Annotated in this window: 19 protein-coding genes and 1 other RNA gene; 8 read left to right on the top strand and 12 right to left on the bottom strand. The window is 43.6% G+C overall.

The window, feature by feature from the left end; translation table 11 throughout:
• The first annotated feature begins 40 nt into the window (after positions 1 to 40).
• On the top strand, positions 41 to 1,009 hold the full coding sequence (gene cysE, locus RNZ41_RS04430) for a serine O-acetyltransferase (protein ID WP_314027679.1): 969 nt from the start codon (positions 41 to 43) through the stop codon (positions 1,007 to 1,009).
• A gap of 60 nt (positions 1,010 to 1,069) precedes the next feature.
• Here cysE and RNZ41_RS04425 read toward each other — a convergent pair whose 3' ends face one another.
• On the bottom strand, positions 1,070 to 2,587 hold the full coding sequence (locus RNZ41_RS04425) for a S41 family peptidase (protein WP_314027678.1): 1,518 nt from the start codon (positions 2,585 to 2,587) through the stop codon (positions 1,070 to 1,072).
• A gap of 23 nt (positions 2,588 to 2,610) precedes the next feature.
• Positions 2,611 to 4,233 carry a 2,3-bisphosphoglycerate-independent phosphoglycerate mutase gene (gpmI, locus tag RNZ41_RS04420; RefSeq protein WP_314027677.1) on the bottom strand — a complete coding sequence of 541 codons (1,623 nt, stop codon included), beginning with the start codon at positions 4,231 to 4,233 and terminating at the stop codon, positions 2,611 to 2,613.
• Positions 4,234 to 4,519: 286 nt separating this feature from the next.
• Between gpmI and ssrS the strand changes: the two genes are divergently transcribed.
• Positions 4,520 to 4,718: non-coding RNA, 6S RNA (gene ssrS, locus RNZ41_RS04415), on the top strand.
• Positions 4,719 to 4,777: 59 nt separating this feature from the next.
• On the opposite strand, the gene RNZ41_RS04410 is transcribed toward ssrS, so the two are convergent.
• From RNZ41_RS04410 to hemW, 8 genes are all read right to left on the bottom strand, one after another.
• Positions 4,778 to 6,076 (bottom strand): NCS2 family permease, encoded by a 1,299-nt coding sequence (locus tag RNZ41_RS04410; RefSeq protein WP_062330923.1) that lies wholly within the window; start codon positions 6,074 to 6,076, stop codon positions 4,778 to 4,780.
• A 239-nt stretch (positions 6,077 to 6,315) separates the two neighbouring features.
• Positions 6,316 to 7,539 (bottom strand): type II secretion system minor pseudopilin GspK, encoded by a 1,224-nt coding sequence (gspK, locus tag RNZ41_RS04405; protein WP_314027676.1) that lies wholly within the window; start codon positions 7,537 to 7,539, stop codon positions 6,316 to 6,318.
• A 26-nt stretch (positions 7,540 to 7,565) separates the two neighbouring features.
• Entirely contained in the window at positions 7,566 to 8,378 is an 813-nt protein-coding gene (gene gspJ, locus RNZ41_RS04400) for a type II secretion system minor pseudopilin GspJ (RefSeq protein ID WP_314027675.1), read from the bottom strand.
• Complete coding sequence (gene gspI / locus RNZ41_RS04395; RefSeq protein ID WP_314027674.1) at positions 8,375 to 8,797, bottom strand: type II secretion system minor pseudopilin GspI; 423 nt, start codon at positions 8,795 to 8,797, stop codon at positions 8,375 to 8,377. Before gspI ends, gspJ begins: the two co-directional genes overlap by 4 nt.
• Entirely contained in the window at positions 8,794 to 9,456 is a 663-nt protein-coding gene (locus RNZ41_RS04390) for a pilus assembly FimT family protein (protein ID WP_314027673.1), read from the bottom strand. The genes gspI and RNZ41_RS04390 overlap by 4 nt, the downstream gene beginning before the upstream one ends.
• Before the next feature lie 97 nt (positions 9,457 to 9,553).
• Positions 9,554 to 10,255 (bottom strand): TetR/AcrR family transcriptional regulator, encoded by a 702-nt coding sequence (locus RNZ41_RS04385; RefSeq protein WP_159770824.1) that lies wholly within the window; start codon positions 10,253 to 10,255, stop codon positions 9,554 to 9,556.
• A gap of 246 nt (positions 10,256 to 10,501) precedes the next feature.
• Positions 10,502 to 11,287, bottom strand: a complete 786-nt coding sequence (locus tag RNZ41_RS04380) for a TatD family hydrolase (RefSeq protein WP_314027672.1) — start codon at positions 11,285 to 11,287, stop codon at positions 10,502 to 10,504.
• A 79-nt stretch (positions 11,288 to 11,366) separates the two neighbouring features.
• On the bottom strand, positions 11,367 to 12,515 hold the full coding sequence (gene hemW / locus RNZ41_RS04375; protein ID WP_314027671.1) for a radical SAM family heme chaperone HemW: 1,149 nt from the start codon (positions 12,513 to 12,515) through the stop codon (positions 11,367 to 11,369).
• Positions 12,516 to 12,708: 193 nt separating this feature from the next.
• On the opposite strand from hemW, the gene RNZ41_RS04370 reads away from it, so the two are divergent.
• Both RNZ41_RS04370 and RNZ41_RS04365 read left to right on the top strand, forming a co-directional pair.
• The gene (locus RNZ41_RS04370) at positions 12,709 to 13,749 is read left to right on the top strand and encodes a hypothetical protein (protein ID WP_314027670.1); all 1,041 of its coding nucleotides are present in this window, start codon (positions 12,709 to 12,711) and stop codon (positions 13,747 to 13,749) included.
• A gap of 208 nt (positions 13,750 to 13,957) precedes the next feature.
• Positions 13,958 to 15,328: an MATE family efflux transporter gene (locus tag RNZ41_RS04365; protein WP_314027669.1), complete on the top strand. Its 1,371-nt coding sequence runs from the start codon at positions 13,958 to 13,960 to the stop codon at positions 15,326 to 15,328.
• Between the two features lie 251 nt (positions 15,329 to 15,579).
• On the opposite strand, the gene cysK is transcribed toward RNZ41_RS04365, so the two are convergent.
• Together cysK and RNZ41_RS04355 are read right to left on the bottom strand one after the other, a co-directional pair.
• Positions 15,580 to 16,596, bottom strand: coding sequence for a cysteine synthase A (gene cysK, locus RNZ41_RS04360; protein WP_314027668.1), 1,017 nt, complete (start codon positions 16,594 to 16,596; stop codon positions 15,580 to 15,582).
• A gap of 223 nt (positions 16,597 to 16,819) precedes the next feature.
• Positions 16,820 to 17,719, bottom strand: coding sequence for a LysR family transcriptional regulator (locus RNZ41_RS04355; protein ID WP_314027667.1), 900 nt, complete (start codon positions 17,717 to 17,719; stop codon positions 16,820 to 16,822).
• 161 nt (positions 17,720 to 17,880) lie between these two features.
• Between RNZ41_RS04355 and RNZ41_RS04350 the strand changes: the two genes are divergently transcribed.
• The 4 genes from RNZ41_RS04350 to RNZ41_RS04335 all read left to right on the top strand — a co-directional run bounded on the left by RNZ41_RS04350 (position 17,881) and on the right by RNZ41_RS04335 (position 21,974).
• Positions 17,881 to 18,372, top strand: coding sequence for a CidA/LrgA family protein (locus tag RNZ41_RS04350; RefSeq protein ID WP_314027666.1), 492 nt, complete (start codon positions 17,881 to 17,883; stop codon positions 18,370 to 18,372).
• A 35-nt stretch (positions 18,373 to 18,407) separates the two neighbouring features.
• A complete protein-coding gene (locus RNZ41_RS04345) occupies positions 18,408 to 19,097 on the top strand; it encodes an LrgB family protein (RefSeq protein ID WP_204155915.1) in 690 nt (229 codons plus the stop codon).
• A gap of 147 nt (positions 19,098 to 19,244) precedes the next feature.
• On the top strand, positions 19,245 to 20,066 hold the full coding sequence (gene dapD, locus RNZ41_RS04340) for a 2,3,4,5-tetrahydropyridine-2,6-dicarboxylate N-succinyltransferase (RefSeq protein ID WP_314027665.1): 822 nt from the start codon (positions 19,245 to 19,247) through the stop codon (positions 20,064 to 20,066).
• Between the two features lie 87 nt (positions 20,067 to 20,153).
• The gene (locus RNZ41_RS04335) at positions 20,154 to 21,974 is read left to right on the top strand and encodes an ATP-dependent nuclease (protein ID WP_314027664.1); all 1,821 of its coding nucleotides are present in this window, start codon (positions 20,154 to 20,156) and stop codon (positions 21,972 to 21,974) included.
• The last annotated feature ends 31 nt before the right edge of the window (positions 21,975 to 22,005 follow it).

Genomic DNA, 22,005 nt, shown 5'->3' with positions numbered 1-22,005 from the left:
ATATCATAATCCCTTAAAATTTTTAAAATCGGTAGTCAGTATGTTGTCCGTCATCCAAAATTTATCCAAAAAAACCCAGACCATCAAAGCAGAATTACAAGAGGACATCCAAGCGGTGTTTGACCGTGACCCTGCGGCACGTAACACCCTTGAAGTGCTGTTGACTTATCCTGGCGTCCATGCGCTATTGATTCACCGCGTCGCCCATAGTATGTGGCAACACAATAACAAAGGCTTGGCACGGTTTGTATCCTTTGGTAATCGATTTTTGACCGGGATTGAGATTCACCCTGCAGCAAAAATTGGGCGTCGATTCTTTATTGACCATGGCATGGGCGTGGTCATTGGTGAAACTGCTGAGATCGGTGATGACGTCACCTTGTATCATGGCGTCACGCTCGGTGGGGTATCATTAAATGAAGGAAAACGCCACCCCACGCTGGAAGATGGCGTGGTTGTCGGTGCAGGTGCCAAAGTATTAGGCGGATTTACCGTGGGTAAATATGCCAAAATCGGCTCCAATGCTGTCGTTGTCAAAGAAGTGCCTGCCGGTGCGACCATGGTAGGCAGTGCCGCGCGTTTGATTCATGATAAAGCCAAAGCAGAGCAAATGGGGCTTGATAGCTTGGCAAATAATGGGGTAACCCCAGCTGACGACTATATCGAAAAAACCATTATCGAAAAAACAACCGATGCTGAGCAGATAAAATCGGTTGAGAAAACCTCTATCAACACATCCGCTACCAATGAGGAAGATTGCAATAAAATTAAGCTAGAGCAAGCGGGTGTTTTTCATCAATATGGGATTGACCCAAACACCCCAGACCCCGTGGCAATGACTTTTATCAAAATGCTCGAGCACATTCGCCAGTCTGAAGCGCGCCTTGATGAATTGCAAAGTGCGATGTGCAAATTGGATCCAACTTTCTGCAAAAAACACTATACCAAACTTGATGTGAGTGATTTGGATGCCGTTGATCCGCAATTTTTTATGGAAGATGAATTATAAAATAAATTCCACCCGATGTTAGATATGAGAGGTTATTGGGTGACTGCTTAGGTGATTAGCTTAAAAAGACTGAGGCGTTGGCATAGGTTTAAGTAAAAATTGGTTGCTTCGTTTGGTGGTTTGCAAATCCGCTAATACCTGATCTTGCCAACTCGTTTCTGCGCCCGTCAAAGTCACATCGGGTTTGACGCCTACGCCATCAATTTTCTCACCTTTACTTGAGTAATAATGCGCGACCGTTAGCTTTACCGCTTCGCTGTCATTGATGGGTACAATGCTTTGGATAGAGCCTTTACCATAGCTGGTTTCGCCATACACCTTGGCACGTTGGTTGTTTTGTAGCGCGCTGGCTAATACTTCAGCCGCCGAAGCAGAATAACGATTTTGCAATACGACCAGCGGCAAGTCGGCAAACTGGGCTTTGCCGTGCGTGCGCATCACCTCTTGTATGCCCTGCCGATTTTTAATCTCCACCACCACTTTATCGTTCATAAATAAGCTTGCAATATCATTGGCAGCTGACAACACGCCACCTGGATTATTGCGCAAATCAAGTACCAGCACGCTAAAGGGCTGATTTAATTTGGTAAGTGCCATTAAAAATTGCTGCTGGGTATTGTTTTGAAACACGGGGATTTGTACCACCGCAACACCATTAATGATGTTGGCACTCATGGCTTGTTGTTGGACCAAGGTTCTTTGCACCACCACCAGATGTTTACGACGACCTTTATCCGAGACTAACAAGCGAGCCGTTGTCCCTGCGATACCTGTTAGTAGCTGATCGACATCTTGCGAGGTTCGCGTGCTGTCTAACTTATTATCATTGATTTGATGCAAATAATTGCCGCGCTGAATACCCGCTTTTGCAGCAGGCGAGTTGGGCAGTACGTCATCAAACACCCAGCTATCTACATCAGCATGAAAACTCACACTCACACCAATACTGCCAATATCGCCTTCGGTAAATAACCTTAAGTTTTCAAACGCGTTCGCATCCAGATATTCAGAATAAGGATCGAGCGCCGCTAAAGTGCCTGCCATCGCATTGACAAACAGCGATTCATCATCGACATTCGTCACATAGTTTTGACGGATGATATCAATCATTTTGACAAATTTTTCGACTGTGACAGGTGATACTGCCCCCAACGCCACTTGCTGGATTTGCCCAGAGGCTGACGCGATGGGCTGAGTCGCTGGATTTGGCTGAGTGGCGGGATTAGTCACCATAGGCGTGGTTGATATAATATCCACCTCCCCGCCATCGTCAGCGCCATCATCCGTCAAATTGTCGTCATCAGCGGCATCTGGTACACCATCATGTGCATTCACCACACTAACAGGTACGGCAGTAGGATTGGCACCCGCAATCGCCTGAGTGATTGCAGGTTTTAATATCGTTTTATTGGTTTTTGCCGCAACTGAGGCAGCAGAAGTAACAGGTGGTTTGACAGGCGAACTGACAGTCGATCGGTTAGCAGCATAACCCAATGAACCTATCCCCCACAATGCCAGCGCGATAACGTGTCTTTTGAAAGTAGGGTTAGATAATGGTTTGAGACGCTGCGTTACCATAGGATAGTTGCACCCATTAACTGTTAGTTTGCTACGATTAAGCTTTCACCTGTCATTTCGGCAGGTTTGGCAAGGTGCATTAAGTCCAATAGGGTTGGCGCCACATCTGATAGCTTACCACCCGTGCGAATGTGCACGGTATTAGGCGCTTGCTCATTGACATAAATAAATGGTACTAGCTCTGTGGTGTGCTGGGTGTGCACCTGTCCGCTATCATAATCCTGCATTTGCTCCACGTTGCCATGGTCAGCGGTAATCAGTAAATGCCCATGATTGGCAATCACACAATCGGCGATGGTTTTTACACAGTTATCCAACGTTTCGACGGCTTTGACAGCGGCATCGAACACACCTGTATGCCCTACCATGTCACCATTGGCATAATTCACAATCAGTACATCATACGCACCGGAATTGATGGCATCGGTCAATTTTTCAGTGACTTCTGGCGCACTCATTTCAGGTTGTAAATCATAAGTAGCAACCGAAGGCGAGTTGACCAAAATACGCTGCTCTCCCTCAAACTCTGCTTCACGCCCACCACTAAAGAAGAAGGTCACGTGCGCGTATTTTTCGGTTTCAGCAATGCGCAGTTGGGTTTTGCCTTGCGACTGCAAATATTCACCTAAGGTGTTGGTCAGCGATGTCGGTTCAAAAGCGATACTGGTCACGCCATTGTTTTGTAATTCATCGGAGTATTTGGTCAGCATCACAAATTTTGACAGCGTTGGCAGTTTTTCACGCGAAAAGCCATCAAAATCAGCGGACACCAGTGCTTGGCTGATTTCACGAGCGCGGTCGGCACGAAAATTCATAAAAATCACACTGTCATTGTCTTGGATAGTACCAAAGTCAGCGTTTTGGTTAGCATAACGTACCCAAGTCGGTTTGACGAACTCATCACTTTCACCTGCGCCATACGCTGCGCTAATCGCCTCAGCACCTGATTGCACCACCCGTTCTGCTTTGGCTTGGGTCAGCAAATCATACGCTTGCTGTACCCGATCCCAACGTTTATCCCGATCCATCGCAAAGTAGCGACCAATAAGACTGACCAAATAAGCCGTGCCCTCATATTGCTCATTAAGCGTGGCAAGCGCTTGTTCTAATTGTGCGACATAATTGTCCGCACTTTTAGGCGGCGTGTCACGACCGTCCAAAAATGTATGGATAAAGACCTGTTTTGCACCCTGCTGCAATGCCAGCTCGACCATCGCGACAATATGATCTTGATGCGAATGAACCCCGCCATCGGATAACAATCCCATGATATGCACATTGGCTTGTCGGTGATTGGCAAGCTGCACCGCTTCGGTTAATGCAGGGTTGCTAAAAAATTGCTGTTCGCGGATTTCTTTGTGAATACGGGTAGAGTCTTGATACAAAATACGACCTGCACCCAAATTCATATGCCCGACTTCAGAGTTACCAAATTGCCCTGCTGGTAAACCCACGTCTTCACCTGACCCTGAAATCAAACCATGGGGATAATGCTGATACAAATAATCAAGGTTTGGGGTATGCGCTGCGGCAATCGCATTATCACGCTGATCTTCGCGATGTCCAAAACCATCTAAAATCATCAACACATGGGGGATTTTTTTAACCGTCGATTGATGGTTAACCGAGTTAGACGCTTGATTCATTGTTGCCTCTAGAAAAGCTAAAATAAGGAAAATACAAAACTAGTATTAAAAAAATTTTGAAAATTATAGCATAGCTCGCTTAATCTCTTTAACCCAGATTTTGCATCATTCTGTTAACTGCAAAGCCTGTTAACTATTAACTGCTAAGCGATATGATGAGAGCAAAAACCTTGTGATGTGTTTTGAAGGTTTTAATGGTATTTTGACCGTCAAGTTTGATTAATTTAATCAATCATTGAATTAACGAGCGAGCTTTTGCATCATCTTAGGTAATCTGCTACAATGCGTGCATCTGGGGTATTCGCCAGTTTATGGTTTTACCTGAGCTGATAATTTATATAAGGGTATGCGTTCTTTTCACTTGTTGTGCAAGCCTGCATCCAGCTACGCTGCGATGATTCAGGAAGCCTTAAGAGTGGTTGCCATACCCACCCTGAACGTTACAGTTCATGGGTTCACATAGACAGCGGTACTCTGGACCAAAATTAAATAAAAAACCATCTAACCCAATTCGGCTAGATGGTTTTTTTTGCTCAGCCATTGATTAACTTAAAAAAATCAATTTTGCCAATAAAATCGCCGTTAACACCCAAACCGCAGGGCTCACTTCTTTATAGCGTCCACTCACCAATTTGGCAATGGTATAGGTGATAAAACCTAACGCAATCCCATCCGCAATTGAGAAGGTAAGCGGCGTCAACAGCAGCACTACCGCGACAGGTGATGCTTCGGTCAAGTCATCCCAATCAATCTCACGCAGCGTAAATAACATCAATACCGCGACATAAAAAATCGCACCTGCCGTTGCATACGCAGGAATCATCCCAGCCAATGGCGCAAAAAATAACGCCAATAAAAATAACACACCCACCACAATCGCGGTCAAACCGGTGCGTCCACCTGCTGCCACGCCTGCTGTGCTTTCTACATAACTCGTTACCGATGAAGTCCCTAGCAATGACCCTGCCACAGCCGCCGTTGAGTCAGCAAACAAAGCTTTACCTAGGTTCGGGATTTGACCATCGGTAGACATTAACCCGGCTTTTTTGGTCACACCGATTAATGTGCCTGATGTATCAAATAACACCACAAATAAAAAGGCAAAAATCACGCTAACCATACTCACATCAAGCGCGCCTGCAATATCTAACTGCATAAAGGTCGGTGCAATCGATGGCGGCATTGACACAATCCCTGAGTAATGGGTTTCCCCTGCCAACAAGCTAATCACCGTCACAATTAAAATTGACAACATCACTGCTGCAGGGACTTTACGCTGCACAAATACGACAATCAGAAAAAAACTTAAAATCGCCATCGCAGGGCCAAAATCGGTGAGTTTGCCCATCGTCACAAACGTGGCGGGACTTGCCACGATGATGCCCGAGCTTTTAAGCGCAATAAATGCTAAAAACGCCCCAATCCCTGCGACGATACCTTGTTTAAGCGTATAGGGAATGGCGTTGATAATCCATTCACGCAGTTTAAAGGCACTAATCAGCACAAACAGCAAGCCTGAAATAAACACCGCCCCCAACGCCACTTGCCAGCTTTTACCCATTCCCAAGACGACAGTAAAGGTAAAAAACGCATTTAAACCCATGCCAGGTGCCAATGCCACCGGCAAACGCGCAATCAATCCCATCAAAAAACAGCCCAGCGCTGAGGCTAGACATGTCGCTACAAATACCGCCCCTTTATCCATCCCTGTCTTTGCCAGCATGTCGGGATTGACAAAGATAATATAAGCCATGGTCAAAAAAGTTGTCAGACCTGCCAGAATTTCAGTTTTTATCGTTGTATTGCGACCATCTATGCCAAAATAGCGCTCGATTACATTCATCTATATTCACCCAATTTATGCGTCTAGGTTATGTCTAGGTTATGTCTAGGTTATGTCTAGGTTACATCTGTATCCGTTGTGTTGACAACGCTTTTGTGCCCGTTTTCTGCCCCATTGTCATTCAACAACGCCCAACAAAAACCCCTTATTTTACCCTAGAATACGCCAGCAACAAATAACTGATTAAAATAAACACAAAATAACTGAGAATTTTGAAGCCAATTTATTGCGCTGCTGCGTTATTGGGCAAAGGGTAAAAATTGGCGGTTGTAAGTGATAAGTTGCGGCGACGTGTTATTTTGCGTGCCATTTTGCGTATTGACTGGTGCTGGCATGAGCGTCGCTGACACACCAGAAGCAGCTGCTGGGTCATTGTCAGCTTTGGGTAAAATCTTAGCAATTTGACTATGCAAAAAAAGCTGCTTGTCGTCACTTTTGACACTGACAACGACGTGAAAACTTTGGCTTTGGATGGATAACAGCTTGGCGATGCGTGCTTGGTTACGCTCGTCAATCTGGGCAAAACTTGGTACTGCCCACAATTGAGTCAATTTTTGCACCGGCAGATTATTTTCTCGGGCATTTGCCCAATTGATGATTGCCGTATCGTCAATTTGGTGGGTAGCTGCCACATTTGAAGCTGCGCTAGTGTCTTGCCCAGATTGTGGGGCGTCATCACCTCCCGAACGGTTTGAGCCTTGCCGATGGTTGCCACTGGTTGCGGTGGGTAAATTCACCAGTACGCTTAATAGTTCGGGCTTCACTGTGTTGATATTCATGGGCAGATAATATGGCACTGCGGTCAGATACGGCGCTAATTTTTGCAATGCTTCGCTATCCATACCGCGCACATATTGCAATTCATTGATTGAGATAAACGGCTGGTTGGCAATACCCATCGCCATTTTTTTGCCCGTACTTTGATAATAGGCTGCTTCTGCACCGCCCTCAGCACGGGTGTCACTGTCTGGGTCTTGCCAATCGAGCACCGCCATCGCAATATTGGGTGATAAGCCATTGGCTTGTAACAACGCTTGAAAAAAAGCCAGTGCCGTATCATCCACTTTGCCATCGTGATACAGGTTGTTAATATTAAAACGGCTGGCATCATCGTCGATTTTAATACTGACTTTGGCTTGATTGATGGTTTGCTCTGCCAGCGGTTTTGCCCAAGCGTCTGCTAAACTATCAACTTGGTTGACTTGGCTGTCTTGCGCGATCAAATTGGTCGCCATAGCTTCCCCTGCCAAGGCATATTCTTTAAGCTGCCCTTGATCTTTGGTCAGCTCAAATTCTCGAATCATCACTTTTTGATTGGCAAGCATACTGCCTGCCACGATGGTAATCGCCACCACCAACAACAAAATAGTCAATAGCGCCATCCCTTGTTGCCCATGTCGATATGGCGGGTTTGCTATGGCAACATTTGCAAAAATTTTAGACGGAGTGCGGTTTGTTGGCATGGTGTATTTGCTAAAATTTGATTGCATTATGGGTTGGGTGCGTTTGGCGGTGTGTTTGGCAACGCAAATCGCCAAGTAATCGGCTCGCCTTGATAATTAAAATTAAGCTCGATGCCGCGTGGTAACTGCTGATAAGGGGTTAAATCTATACTGTTTTGCAAATTGCCATTTTGATCTGTTGCGTTATCAGGCGTGTTAGGAATCGGATCGGTTGAAACATTGGCCGTTTGATTGGTGTTTTTTTGCGCTTGTATTTGCTGTAGCTTTTGCAGCGTGGCTTCATCTGGAAACACACTCACCGCGTCAGGCGTCAATGCTCGCCAACTGGCATCCTTGATACCTGTCAATAACACACTGGTTGCAGGGGTTTCGTTGTTGTCGTCTAACTGGTAAAAACGCCGTTTTGTCAGTGTTTCCCCCGCCACCAAATACTGTATTTTTGCTAGCATAGGTGACGGCTGATAACGCGGATCGGGCGCAGCAAAACGGATAAAACTCATTTGTGACGCATTTAATACGAAAGTTGGTGTCATAGCGGCACTATTGGTCGATGCCGTATTATTGTCAGTCGCTGATAGGATTGGCACCGCCACATAATTGCTGGTTTGTGCCAAATCTTGCGACAGCTGTAAATAAGCATAATCAAGCTGTGATAATGATTTTTGATGTTGGTAGCCGCGCTCGCGACTTTTGGTCAGACTATCCATAATCTGCCATCCCGCCAATGCCAGCATCGCAAAAATTACCAATGCAATCATCAATTCGATTAAGGTAAAGCCTTGCTGGGATGTTTTATGCGGTGCTATTGCAGCAGAGCAATAAATAAAAAAAGGGGTCACGGCATTGTCCCCATATCCTTTACCAGCACCGCATCAATATCCACCACGTCTTTTTTTGGACTGCCATCGACAATAGGTGCCACGCGAATATGAATGGGTTGGACAAAGCCTTGACTGGTTTGTATGGTTTGCGGTGAGATAACCACTTGCCACTGACGGCCTTGCGAGGTGATTTGCCGAGTATCGGATGCGGTGAGCCAAGTTTTTTGTACTCGTAATTCTGCCAGCGTGTTTTGTGCCACATAATAGCCAAAGGTTCGTGTTTTCATGTTATCCACGGATTGCACATAACTGCGACTGGCTTGGCTGGCTGACATCGCAACCACCGCCAAAATCGCTAATGCCACCATGACTTCAAGTAACGTAAATCCTTGCTGATGCTGTCTGATAGCCAGTCTATTTAAGGTGGCAATAGTCATTTTGCCACCTCGATTGCCCCAGCTTGGTTGACGATGATGGGATTGCCAACCGCAAAGGTTTGTTTGTCAGCATTGGTTTTTTGGATGCTGATTTGCACCGGTGTCGCCTCACCTGTCCCAAACCATACCACAGGCGGTGCCTCGTTGCCGCTTAACCAGTTAGCGGTGGGTTGGGTATTTTGGGCGGCTGTGGTATTAAATGGGTTATCCAGTGGGCGGATTTTGACATCAAGGTTGTCTGGCACATCCAGCGGTGCGATTTGTTTTTCTATCACCCATTGTGGTGGCGCAGGTTGTGAGGTTGTTGCGGCATTGGCATTGCCAACAGCGCTTTGAGAATTAGTAAAAGCGTTTTCTAATTTAACCACCACTAGCTGATTGGGCGCGTCATTTTGCGGCAGTTTGATTGCCAGCCCATAAGGCTGCATGCGTTCTGTTGATAACAAGCGTACATAATTAAGATTACTGGTCAAACGCTCATGAAACGCCGTGTTTCTACGATTTTCACTACCCCCTACCGATAGGCTCATCATCCCAGCAAAAATAGATAAAATGACGATGACCACCATGATTTCGATTAAGGTAAACCCTTGTTGCCCACCCATCGCACTGGGTGCGGGAGTGAAAGTTTTACAAGACCGACCAAATAGCAATCGCATCGTCATGCACTCAGACAAAACAGGGATAGTTTATAAAGCTTAACCGGGGGTGATGATAGTTAACTAGTATTCTTTGACATCTACTATTTGACACTTATTATTTGACATTGCGCAGCGTCAGGCTTGACTCAGTCTGTGAATTTGCCGTATGAGTAGCAGCGTTTGATTGACTCGCGCCAGTAGGCGCATCGACTGATTGCACCGCAGCAGGGTATTGCTTGGGAATGTCTAAAATATGCTGAACCAAGGCAAAACGTAAAGTATCGCGGCGACCGAGATAGCGTTGGTAAAAACTAGAATTCAGCAGTCCTGCACCACCTTGACCCATCGCCCAAATGGTTGACAGATAGTCTCGGGTACTCATGGTACTGTGTAGCGATTGCAGGTATTCAGCCGTGGTATTGATTAATCGCTTCATGCGTTCACGGCGAATTTCATACAACTGCGAAAAAAGCTTATTAAGCCCTACAGCAGAATTGGCTAAGCGTTCTTCGATTTGGTTGAGTAATATGGCTTTTTGCGGATTGATGAGTTGAAACAGCGTAAGACGTGCCACACCTGCGGCAGGACAATCGCCGACTTCGCTTAGCGCAAGTAGTTGCTGCTCATGACGGATAATGATGCGTAAAAACAATTCATCTTTGCTGGTAAAATGCTTGTAGAGCGTACCTTTGGCTAAGTCTAGCTGCTCGGCTAAACTATCTAGCGTGATATCGCCTTCCCCAGACTCTAATAGCAACTGCTCAGCAACTGCCAATATGACTTCTTCACGATTTTTGAATTGTTGTTGACGACTCATTGATTACTCCATCAGTCTGTTCTAGTAGCCCCTATTGTTGACGAGACCCGTTACATCAACCCATCTACGCACAACTGTTAAATGATAAAAAAATGCTTGCATAGTAACCTAGCTTACTGACCTCGCTTAGTAACATAGGAGCAAGGTTGTTACGTATGATACATGACTGATGAGTCATTGCCAAATGGTTTATCACATAAATTTTATTACTTACTTAATAAAGTATAAAGATTTCGTTAACTATTTTTAAGCATACTGATGTAATAATGTATCAAAATTTTGATGGGTTAAGTGCGCGAACTCATCCACTGGCATGTCATAATGCTTGGCGAGAAAATCCGCCACATAGGGCACAAAAGCAGGCTCGTTAGATTTGCCGCGTTTGGGCACTGGCGCCAGATATGGGCTGTCTGTTTCAATCAAAATGCGATCTTTAGGCAGTTTTTTCGCCACTGCTTGTAATTCAGTGGCGTTTTTAAAGGTCACAATCCCTGATAAAGAAATATAAAAACCCAAGTCCAAGGCTTTTTTGGCGGTCTCATAGTCTTCTGTAAAGCAATGAATAATGCCATGCTCGGCTTTTTCTGCTTTTAATACATCCAATGTATCGTGTTTCGCCTCACGGGTATGGACGATAATGGGTTTTTTTAGCTGCTGGCTGGCATGGATATGGCGGACAAAGCTGGCTTTTTGCTCGGCGCTGTTTTCTGTTGACCAATAATAATCAAGCCCCGTCTCGCCAATCGCCCAAACCTGCGGCTGATTTGCCATTTCAACGAGTGTCTCAACTGTGGCACTTTTTAGCATGGCAAGGTCTTCGCAGGGATGCACGCCCACACTCATCCCCAACGTCAGCCCGTCAATTTTCGTATTGATAATCTCATAAATAGCATCGTATTCATCCAGCTCACACATAATCGCCATAATCCGCTGCACATTGGCATCCTTGGCGACTTGTAAGACTTGACGGATATCACCTTGATATTTTTCTAAATCCAAACGGTTTAGATGCGCATGGGTATCGGTAAACATATCACTCTCTTTTTTTTAATTGATTGACGATTAAATAAGGCTGCCGTGCATAAATTCAATCAAATGCGCAATCAAAGCGTTAGTCATCGGGTAAAAATTCTTGCAACACTTGGTTTAAAAATAAAAACCCTTGCGCTGTGCAGTGGATATGGTCACCGCTTAACTCAACCAAACCACGATTGTGTAGTTTTATCAATTGCGGCTCAATGGCTGACCATGCCAAGCCTGTTCTCTGTGTCCAAAACTGTTTGGGCACGCCATTTTTTAGCCTCAGCCCATTCATCATAAATTCAAACGGTAAATCAGACGGCTCGATGGCTTGCCAACCTATCGCCGACTGATTAACCCTATAATCTTTTGGTAAGCGAGATTTGCTAAACCGGTAAATGCCATCAGGCCGCGTGACTTTACCATGCGCGCCTGCCCCAATCGCCAGATAATCGCCAAACTGCCAATAGTTGAGATTATGCTGACTGGGCTGAAAATCCGCCTGCCTTGACCATGCCGACACTTCGTATTGCACAAACCCATTGGCTTTCAACAGCTGCGCGCCTTGCTCAAAAATATCCACCAATATCTCGTCATCGGGCAAAATCGGCGTATTGCGATAAAACACGGTATTGGGCTCAATGGTGAGCTGATACCACGAAATATGCGAAACACCCAAATCAATCGCTTGCTGCAAATCGTTCAGCGCGTCTGTTAGCGTTTGGTTGGGCAAGCCATGCATCAAGTCGACATTTAACTTTTTAAACCCTGCTTGCTGGGCATTGGCAATGGCTAAAAGCGCTTGCTGCGGGTTATGAATCCGTCCCAAGGCGGCAAGTTTTTGGGTTTGAAAACTTTGCACACCGAGCGACAACCGATTGATACCGACCGCTAAATACTCATGAAATGGCGCATGCTCCACGGTGGCAGGATTGGCTTCCATGGTGATTTCACAGTCGTCAGTCAGTGTTAACTGGGCATTGATACCCGCAAAAAGCTGCCGATATTGCGCAATCGGCAGCAGCGATGGCGTGCCGCCCCCAATAAAAATGGTGTCAATCTTGCGTCCTTGTACCAAGCTTAGCTGGGTTTTTAAATCCTCTAATAAGGCATCGACATAGCCTACAAAATCAATCGGTGTACGGCTTTCATGTGAATTAAAATCACAATACGGGCACTTTTTTACACACCAAGGAATATGAATATAAAGCGATAAAGGGATAAGGTTTGGATTTGGCATTAATCAGTAACTAATTCATTTGATTGATAATTTAACACACTATAGCCAACAATTTTTTGATGATAATCGTTACTATTTGGCTATACTTTAAAAAATAACAATGGTAGCATAGCCCAAATTTTTATTTTGATTTTATTTAATAATTTATCGCTATTTTTTATTGCTATTTTATTTATTCTCGAGGATTGTCATTATGTCATATACCCAAGCGTCTTATAAAAAAGCGTCTTATAAAATAGGCATGCTAACTGCGCTCACCATCGCCCTATCTGCGTGTGGTGGCTCAGGTAGTGAGACTGTCGACAATGCCCTAAACGACGCCAATGAGAGTTATAAAAACATTGCAACGGATGTCCGCGATGCCTACAAAAAAGTCGAGGATAAATTAACCAATAAAGAAAAAAGCATGGCAGAGATTTTACAAAGTATCTTTTTGCCCGAAGACAGCTTAGATAATTTTTTGGATAAAATCACCCCAGAAGGCGGTAAAGGGGGGTTGTATGTTGGCTATTTTGTAGAAGACAACGACAACGAGCCCAATGATAGCGACCTAGGTGTGGTGTATTTTGATATTGGCAATGATTATGCCGCCTCAGTGTATGGTCAAATGAGCTATCAACAAAAAACTTGCCAAGACCCAAACACCTTAACCACAGAAAAAATCTCTATTAAAACTGACGAAGCGATGGGTGGTGTGCTGTCTGGCACACTCGACCCAGCAGCAAAATTTGATAATACGGTTCTTAAATTTTTACAGTTTGACGAATTAAAAACCTCTGTGGCGGGCATGCCATTTAATGGCGATTATGATAGCAAGCGTGATTATTGGGATGGTCAATATAGTTATCAGGTCGGTGTCGATTTTGGCAGAGAATTATCTGACAATAAAGACGGCTGTGATGTCAACTATACCTTAGGCGGCGATGGCGATTTTAAAGTATTGCCACTCACTGCTACTATCGGCAATTTAGGCGTTAACATTACGGGGACAGGTAGTACCCTAAACCTCAATTGGACTGCGCCTGCCAGCACCGCTCGCACGCTTGTCACCCAAATCAACTTGGATAAAGCCACTGACCGCGGTATGGGTTTTGTACGCACTAACCAATTAACCTACGGCACTACTTTTACACCGTTTGTGGATGCCACCAAAGCCAATTATGCGTTTGTGGTACAGACCTTTGATGCGACTAATAAACTCACAGGCTATCAAGCCATGATTAAAGCGCTTTAAAAGCTACTGTTGAAGAAAGCCTTTATCAAATTGTAGCGACATTTGATAAAGGCTTTTTTATGTTGATGCTATTACAATCAAACGCTAACTTTTTTGACCTGTTAATTTGCTGACCTGTTAAACAATAAATTAAACAATAAAAAATCATGCCGTAAAATCTGTTAAACTGCCGCCTTTATTGAATTTTCAACGAATATTTGGTCATTACATGCTGTCAGCTATTGCTCGTCAAGACTTAAAACAATTATTTGTCTTGACCTTACCTATTTTAATCACCCAGATTTGCCAGTCAGGGCTCGCCTTGGTCGACACCTTACTCGCTGGGCAAGTCTCCGCGCTAGATTTATCGGGCGTGGCAATCGGCGCGGGTATTTGGATGCCCACTTTTTTGCTAGCAGTTGGTATTTTGCTTGCCACCACGCCATTGATTGGGGAAGCGATTGGTCAGCAGCAACTACAAAAAGTGCCGTTTATTACCCAACAATCGCTGTGGCTGGCGCTTATCATCGGTATGATAGGGTTTGTGCTGGTCAATCAGCTGCATTATTTGTTTGATTGGATGAAGGTACCGAAGGATATTCAGCACATCGCGCAAAAATTCTTGTTTGGTATCTCTTTTGGGTTTCCTGCGGTCTGTCTATACACTTCGCTGCGCTGCTACACCGAAAGCTTAAAACATCCCACCGTGGTCATGGTGATTAGCCTGATTGGTTTGATTTTAAATGTGCCGCTCAGCTATGCGTTTATTCATGGCGTCACCCTCGGTGAAACTGTGCTGATTCCTGCCATGGGCGGCGCAGGCTGTGGTTTTGCTTCTGGCATTGCGTTATGGATAAATTTATTGATGTTGGTAAGCTATTTGACTTTAAGCCCCCAGTCAGATTTTGCCAACCAGCGCTTTTTTGCCAATTTTGCCGGTATGAATTTTGCTCAGTTGCGTCAGCAATTATCAATTGGCATTCCCATTGGTATGTCGATTTTTTTTGAAGTAAGCGCCTTTAGTCTAGCTTCCATTATCATCAGCCCACTGGGTGAAATCGCGGTGGCAAGCCATCAGGTAGCGTTGACGATTTCATCGCAGTTATTTATGTTCCCGTTTTCAGTCGCGATGGCGCTCACCATCATGGTGTCAAATCGCTATGGTGCCAAAGATTACCGAGCGCTTAAACGCATCAAGCTCATCGGCATTGCCGTAGCCACGTCATTTGCGGTGATTAGCATGTTGTTAACTGCGATTTTTCGTCAAACCCTGCCAACTTTCTTTAGTGAAAATCCCCAAGTGATTCAGCAAGCCGCGCTGTTATTATGGTTTGCCACCGTGTATCAGTTGTTTGATGCTTGGCAGGTCAATTTTGCGGGGATTTTGCGCGGTATGCAAGATACCACAGTGCCGATGTTTATCACCTTATTTTGCTATTGGGTGGTGGCGATTCCGCTGGGTACCTATTTGGTGCGCCATACCGATATGGGCGCTAAAGGATTTTGGATCGCGCTGGTTGCAGCGCTGGGATTGGCGTCACTGCTGTTAGGGACGCGTTTATTACGTCAGCAAAAACGCTTAAAAATGGCTTGGCTATAGAATAACCTAGAAAGAAAATAATCTAAAAATAAAATGGCTTGGCAATAAAAACGACTTGAAAAAATGAGTGGCAATGACTATAAAATTTGCTTAGGCTATTTATTGTGAGTTATTCGTTATGGGTCATGGGTTGATGACAATATTTGGGTTATTCAACCGATGATTTTATAGATATTTTAAATTAAAAAATAAAGTAAAAATAAATTAAAAAAGGGCTAACTAAAGCCCTTTTTATCGTTCATGAAAGCTTGTTAATTAAAGTTTTCGCCAGTGAAGATACCATCAAATAGCACACTGGTTAAATAACGCTCACCACTGTCTGGCAAAATAACCACAATGGTTTTGCCTTGCATCTCAGGGCGGCTTGCTAGTTGATACGTCGCCTGCAGCGCTGCACCGCAAGAGATACCACATAAAATACCTTCTTGGGTCATTGCCCGTCTTGCCCATGCAATCGCATCATCGCCAGTTACCGTGATGACTTCATCAAGCAAATCAAGCGCAAGATTTTTTGGGATAAAGTTGGCGCCAATCCCTTGGATTTTATGCGGACCTGGGGTAATGGGTTTACCTTCACGCGTCTGGGTAATAATCGGTGATTCTGCAGGCTCAACCGCGACGGTATAAAGCGGCTGATGTTTGATTTGTTTAAAATAACGCGCGATACCCGAAATCGTCCCGCCTGTACCCACGCCTGCCACTAGCGCATCGACCTTACCCCCTGTGGCATTAAAAATCTCAGGTGCGGTGGTTTTGACATGGGTGTCTGGGTTGGCAGGGTTATCAAACTGTTGGGGCAAAAAGTATTCGCCAGGATGGTTGTCATGGATTTCTTGCGCAGCTTCCACCGCGCCTTTCATACCTAGCGAAGGCTCAGTAAGCACCAAGTGTGCGCCCAACGCAGCCAGCACTTTACGGCGCTCCATACTCATCGAAGCTGGCATGGTCAGCGTGATTTTATACCCTTTGGCTGCTGCCACAAACGCCAGCGCAATCCCCGTGTTACCGCTCGTCGGCTCGATGATTTGCATACCTGGCTTTAATAACCCTGCTTGCTCAGCGGCTTGCACCATGCCCGCACCGATTCGGCATTTGACCGAAAACGCTGGGTTACGGCTTTCGATTTTGGCAAGCACAGTCACCCCCTGTGGCATGATATGGTTAAGACGCACCAGCGGTGTGTTACCAATAGCATCGGCATTGTTGGCATATACCGCTGTGCCAAGGTTGGCGGGTGCGGTGTAGTGATCATCAGGTTGTTGTAGCATAATCATTCCCTTTTTTTGTGCTGTATTTTTTTAGTGGTCGTTCAAGTAATTTTTTAAGTATTAGCTTTAGAATTTTACGTCAGCGATTGCGCGGTGTCTAACGCCATTTGGTAAATTCTATATATCAAAAAGCGTTAACGCATGGGGCTATAACACAAGGCTGTAACACAAAGCCGTAACACAGTGCTATAAAAAGGTTTATCAAATATTTATAGCCTATTGATTAAACTTTATTATTAGCCTGGCGCTGTACTATGTTTAGCCAAGCTTGCATGGCTGGGGTCAGCGGTCGGTGTTTTCGCCATGCCATCACCATTTGCCAAGTTAAATTAGGCTGGACGAGCGGCAGGCAAACCAACTGTTTGTCATCGAGCTTATCGGTGTAATATTTGGGCAGTAGCGTCACCCCCATGTTTTTTTTCAACAAGGTTGTCAGTAGTTGCCATTGGTTGGTGTGGCAAATGATATTGGGTTCAAAGCCGAGTTTTTGGCATTCTTCGACAATCATTGAGGTAAATGACGAATGGGACGCAAATAACATCAACGACGCATTTTTTAAGGATTTTAAAGTCACTTGTTTGATGGTATTGCCCATATGCTGCCGGTGTGCCACCATCATAATGGGATAATCGCATACTGGGATGCAATCAAAGTCCGCTTCAATCGGTTGCATCAAGGTACACACATCAAGCGTATCATCGAGCAAGGATTGTTTTAACGACTCTGCGCCATCTTCTAGCAACGACAACTCAATATGGCAATGGGTTCGATAAAACTCAAAAATCGCATCGCTCAACAACTCACCCCCGAGCGGTGACAACCCTAGCCGCAGCTGCCCGCGATCCATGTGCTGATATTGTGTCACCGTCTGCTCAAGGTAGCCGACATGTTGCAGCACCGTCTGCGCCTGCTCATATACCAATGCACCAATTTCGGTCAGCGCAATATCCCGCTTGCGGCTCATCAGTTGCTTATCAAAGAGCGCCACGCCCAGCGTATCTTCCAAATTAGAAATGGCTTTGGTCACTGTTGGCTGCGTCAAACTCAAGGTATCGGCAGCATGAGAAAATCCGCCGGTCTTCACTACAGTGATAAAGCATTGAAGTTGTTTTAAGGTCATCATGTTTTTGCACTGCCCAAAATAGCTTTATAGCGTTATAGCTTTGTTTTGTAGCTTTATAGATTTTACGCATAATTTTAAAAATATTATTCATATTTTTTGTTAATGGTTTTTTTATACTAGATATCTTCATTGTTGATGACTTGTTTACCATGAAACGCGCTATGAATCTTCCAACCTTTCAGCAGCTATTACCCCATAAACTGGTGCCCCATAAACTGCTACGCCATAAAGTGTTACCCCAAAAAATAGACCGTGTGTTACAACAGCCGCTGGTCAAAATTTTACTGCAAATCGCCCTCATTGGTGTGGTATGGGGCACAGCTGACATCCTCAAAAAATTATTTAACCTACCTATGTCATCTGGCATCGTAGGGCTGTTTTTGATGCTGGGATTACTATTGACTGGGGTCATTAAACTCAACTGGGTCAATGTCGGCGCGAAGTTTATCTTGGGCGAGTTGGTACTGTTATTTATTCCGCTGATGATGTCGATTACCCAATATCAGCAGTTATTTTTTGCTAAAGGTTGGCAGCTGATGATTACCATTGTCGTGAGTACGGCACTGGTGATGCTGAGCTCTGCCCTCACTTTTATGCTAGGCAATCGTGTCAAGCGCGCGTTGTATCGCCGCAAGCACCATGCCCATCAATAATCACATACCATTAATCATACCAATCGTAATTTACTATGAATATTATCTCTATCGGCTGTTTACTTTGGACTATCTTGGCGTATGTGTTAGCAAAACGGGTGTATGCCCGTTTCCCAAAATTTTGGCTCAATCCTGCCATCACGGTGGCGACGGTAACGATTGTATTGATGATTGTGCTTGGGATTTCTTACCAAACCTATTTTGCCGATACCGCTTGGATTGTTGAGTTGTTGGGCCCTGCCACCGTGGCATTTGCCATACCGATTTATCAGTATCGTCAATTGATTTATCGCTATGCTGCTGTGCTTGCGGTGTCGATTGTGGTGGGCATGTTGGTGGGTATTGCTAGCATTATGGTGTTTGCTCGCGTGTTTAAATTTGATGCCACCCTCACCTACAGCTTGATGGCACGGTCAATTTCTACCCCATTTGCGATTGATTTGGCGCAGCAGATTCATGGTTCAGCGGCGCTCGTATCGCTATTTACTTTAATTACTGGGGTGGTCGGCATGGTGATTGGCGATATGGTACTGGCCTGGTCAAAAATCCGTTTCCATCTTGCCCACGGCGTGGCATTGGGTAATGCGTCACATGGTTTTGGTACCGCAAGAGCCAGTCAGCGGCATGAAAGCGAAGGCGTGATTGCCAGTCTGACGATGGTATTGGCAGGGTTATTTATGGTGTTTTTTGGTCCTGCGCTGATTCATTTAATGACGGCTATTTAACCCATGCCTTTTAATACCTGCTGTGATTTTACAACACCTCAAAGCTGTCTAGTCATGAAAACTTGCCAAAATGACGTATTAATATTTGCCAAACAAAATAAAATTAGCGACAATGACCTACCTTTTTTTGGATTGTAGGAAAAAATTATGTCATTACAACAGATTATTGAAGATGCGTTTGAAAACCGTGCCAACCTCAACCCCAATGATGCCACCGACGATGTACGTGCCGCCGTCAATGATGTACTCGCTCAGCTCGATGCGGGTACCTTGCGTGTGGCAGAAAAAAAAGACGGGGAATGGATGGTCAATCAATGGGTCAAAAAAGCGGTATTATTATCCTTTCGTCTGAACGACAACCGCATCATGAATGGCGGTCGTGACCTGCAGTTCTTTGATAAAGTCGAAACCAAATTTTCAGATTGGGGCGATGAACAATTTGCCAGAGCGGGCGTGCGCGTGGTGCCACCTGCCGTCGCGCGTAAAGGCTCATACATTGCCAAAGGCGCTATCTTGATGCCATCTTACGTCAATATCGGCGCCTATGTCGATGAAGGTACAATGGTCGATACGTGGGCGACGGTGGGGTCATGTGCCCAAATCGGTAAAAACGTGCATTTATCAGGCGGTGTCGGCATTGGCGGCGTCCTTGAGCCGCTACAAGCCAACCCAACCATCATCGAAGACAACTGCTTTATCGGTGCGCGCTCAGAAATCGTTGAAGGTGTGATTGTGGAAGAAGGCTCGGTGATTTCGATGGGCGTGTATATCGGTCAATCAACCAAAATCCTAGACCGCGAAACAGGCGAAATCAGTTACGGCCGTATTCCTGCAGGGTCGGTGGTCGTGTCAGGCAGTTTGCCAAGCAAAGACGGCTCGCACTCGCTTTACTGTGCGGTCATCGTGAAAAAAGTAGACGCGCAAACCCGCTCTAAAACCTCTATCAATGATTTGTTAAGAATGGATTAATGTTTGACATTTATATCATTCCTTTCTACACTAAACCGCTTAATAGCGGTTTTTTTATTTAATTTTCATTAATATATGAGGAGTGATATGTTAATTAGCTCAATTAGAATAAAAAACTACAGAGGTATTAAGGAAGCTGAAATTAAATTTGGCTCTTTCAACTCTATAATAGGTAAAAATGACACTGGTAAAACTTCAATTTTATCTGCTATTTCATCTTTTTTTGACTTAAAGAACTATCCCATAAGTAATAATGATTTTAACAATATTTATAAGCCCATAGAAATAGAAGTAGAATTAACAGATAATTTTCTGAAAGACAAACTGATAGAATGCCTAAAATCAAAACTCAAAAAAGAAGCTGGTTTAGAGGAATATGTAGAATCTTTTTTACATAATAATTCGCTAAAATATCGTAAAAGTATCAATTTTAACCAAGCGAAATTTTCAGAAGAAAAGGTCTATTTTAATGATTTTGAAAGAGAAGATTTACAGAATATTTATTTTAAGTCGGATGAAGAAATCAGTAAAATTTTAGCTGAAAACTCTATTAGTGTTCCTGTAGCAGGAAAAGGCAGAAATTCCAAGTACGAAAAAATTAAACAAATTAAATCCCATTTTGCTAATGAACCATTTCGAGCCCATTGGGTTAATGATGAATTTAAAATTAGTACCCTTCTTCCAGATGTCGAGTTTTTTAAAGCGGATTATGGTTTAGAAGCAGACACAAAGTTCAAAACTCAATCTGTCAGCGAAATTTTAAGTTATTTTGATAGAGAAAATAGTTTAGAAGATTCAAAATTAAAAAAAATTGAAAATGAAATTTTTACTGAAATGCAATCAGAGGCAAAAGCTATTAAGCATTTCATGCAAGAATATGCGACAAATTTGGTTGAAGTTGAAATCAGACCTTTAATTTCTTGGAAAGATATCATTAAATCAGTTGATGTAAGCTTTAAGTTCGATAATGATGAAAAACTAATTCCTATGACGCACAAAGGAGCGGGCTATAGACGTATTTTTATGGTAGCAAGATTTCGCTATTTGGCAGAAAAAAATCGTCAAAGCAATATAATTTATTTGATTGAAGAGCCAGAGACTTTTTTACATCCTTCAGCGCAACAAGATTTAATTGAGGCTTTCAAAGATTTATCTAAAACAAATCAAATTTTTATTACAACTCATTCACCAGTTTTTACTGGCTCAACAGCTCTTGATTCAGTAATTTTATGCACTAAAACCCAACAATCAAATTACGAATATCGAAATGATTCAAATGAAGATATTTTCTTGAAAAAAGTAGTTGATGAACTTGGAATAAAACCAAGTTTTAATCTTATGGATAATCATGAAAAAATAGTGTTTGTTGAAGGGAATAATGACATCTTATTCTTTGATTGCATATGCAAAAAATTAGAGATAGGTAATCTATTGGGCAATCCTAAAATACTTGTATTACCATGTGGTGGAAAAACTAACGTTAGTAATTTTGTTGATATCGATTACTTTTCTAACTCTAACAGATATCTTTATCTAATACTTGATAGTGACTTAAAAGATGGTGAAGATGAACAGGCAAGGCAACATCAACAGGTTGAAAAATTCATTTCTAACAAAACCAAAGCTAAGGGATATGTTTTGAAAAAAAGCTGTATCGAAAACTATTATCATCCAAGAGCAATGGAGAGAGTTTATTCAAATGTTGGGATACAATCTAATACTTTGGATTTTTTTGATGATAATTCAAATGTTAAAGAGTATTTAAAGCAATTTAAACAAACAAATAATATTAGCAGATTTTCATTTAAGAACAATCATGAAATTTTTAAATCTACTACGAAAGAGGAATGGCTAGAAATTTTAGAAAGAGAACTTATTGAATTCTTAGATGATATGATTAACTCATAAATTAATTTAGTGAGAATATGAAAAATAGAGG

This window comes from Moraxella sp. DOX410, from assembly GCF_032248735.1.
In the GTDB taxonomy this organism is placed as follows: domain Bacteria; phylum Pseudomonadota; class Gammaproteobacteria; order Pseudomonadales; family Moraxellaceae; genus Faucicola; species Faucicola tetraodonis.
The sequence above is the reverse complement of the archived record's forward strand: the minus strand, read 5'-3'. Positions and strand labels throughout refer to the sequence as shown.

Coding starts and splice junctions, on each gene's coding strand:
- gspK (WP_314027676.1), bottom strand. CDS start 7,539: ATGCCAACAAACCGCACTCCGTCTAAAATTTTTGCAAATGTTGCCATA.
- cysE (WP_314027679.1), top strand. CDS start 41: ATGTTGTCCGTCATCCAAAATTTATCCAAAAAAACCCAGACCATCAAA.
- cysK (WP_314027668.1), bottom strand. CDS start 16,596: ATGCTACAACAACCTGATGATCACTACACCGCACCCGCCAACCTTGGC.
- RNZ41_RS04365 (WP_314027669.1), top strand. CDS start 13,958: ATGCTGTCAGCTATTGCTCGTCAAGACTTAAAACAATTATTTGTCTTG.
- dapD (WP_314027665.1), top strand. CDS start 19,245: ATGTCATTACAACAGATTATTGAAGATGCGTTTGAAAACCGTGCCAAC.
- hemW (WP_314027671.1), bottom strand. CDS start 12,515: ATGCCAAATCCAAACCTTATCCCTTTATCGCTTTATATTCATATTCCT.
- RNZ41_RS04390 (WP_314027673.1), bottom strand. CDS start 9,456: ATGCGATTGCTATTTGGTCGGTCTTGTAAAACTTTCACTCCCGCACCC.
- RNZ41_RS04380 (WP_314027672.1), bottom strand. CDS start 11,287: ATGTTTACCGATACCCATGCGCATCTAAACCGTTTGGATTTAGAAAAA.
- RNZ41_RS04385 (WP_159770824.1), bottom strand. CDS start 10,255: ATGAGTCGTCAACAACAATTCAAAAATCGTGAAGAAGTCATATTGGCA.
- RNZ41_RS04425 (WP_314027678.1), bottom strand. CDS start 2,587: ATGGTAACGCAGCGTCTCAAACCATTATCTAACCCTACTTTCAAAAGA.
- RNZ41_RS04335 (WP_314027664.1), top strand. CDS start 20,154: ATGTTAATTAGCTCAATTAGAATAAAAAACTACAGAGGTATTAAGGAA.
- RNZ41_RS04350 (WP_314027666.1), top strand. CDS start 17,881: ATGAATCTTCCAACCTTTCAGCAGCTATTACCCCATAAACTGGTGCCC.
- RNZ41_RS04370 (WP_314027670.1), top strand. CDS start 12,709: ATGTCATATACCCAAGCGTCTTATAAAAAAGCGTCTTATAAAATAGGC.
- RNZ41_RS04355 (WP_314027667.1), bottom strand. CDS start 17,719: ATGATGACCTTAAAACAACTTCAATGCTTTATCACTGTAGTGAAGACC.
- RNZ41_RS04410 (WP_062330923.1), bottom strand. CDS start 6,076: ATGAATGTAATCGAGCGCTATTTTGGCATAGATGGTCGCAATACAACG.
- gpmI (WP_314027677.1), bottom strand. CDS start 4,233: ATGAATCAAGCGTCTAACTCGGTTAACCATCAATCGACGGTTAAAAAA.
- gspI (WP_314027674.1), bottom strand. CDS start 8,797: ATGACTATTGCCACCTTAAATAGACTGGCTATCAGACAGCATCAGCAA.
- RNZ41_RS04345 (WP_204155915.1), top strand. CDS start 18,408: ATGAATATTATCTCTATCGGCTGTTTACTTTGGACTATCTTGGCGTAT.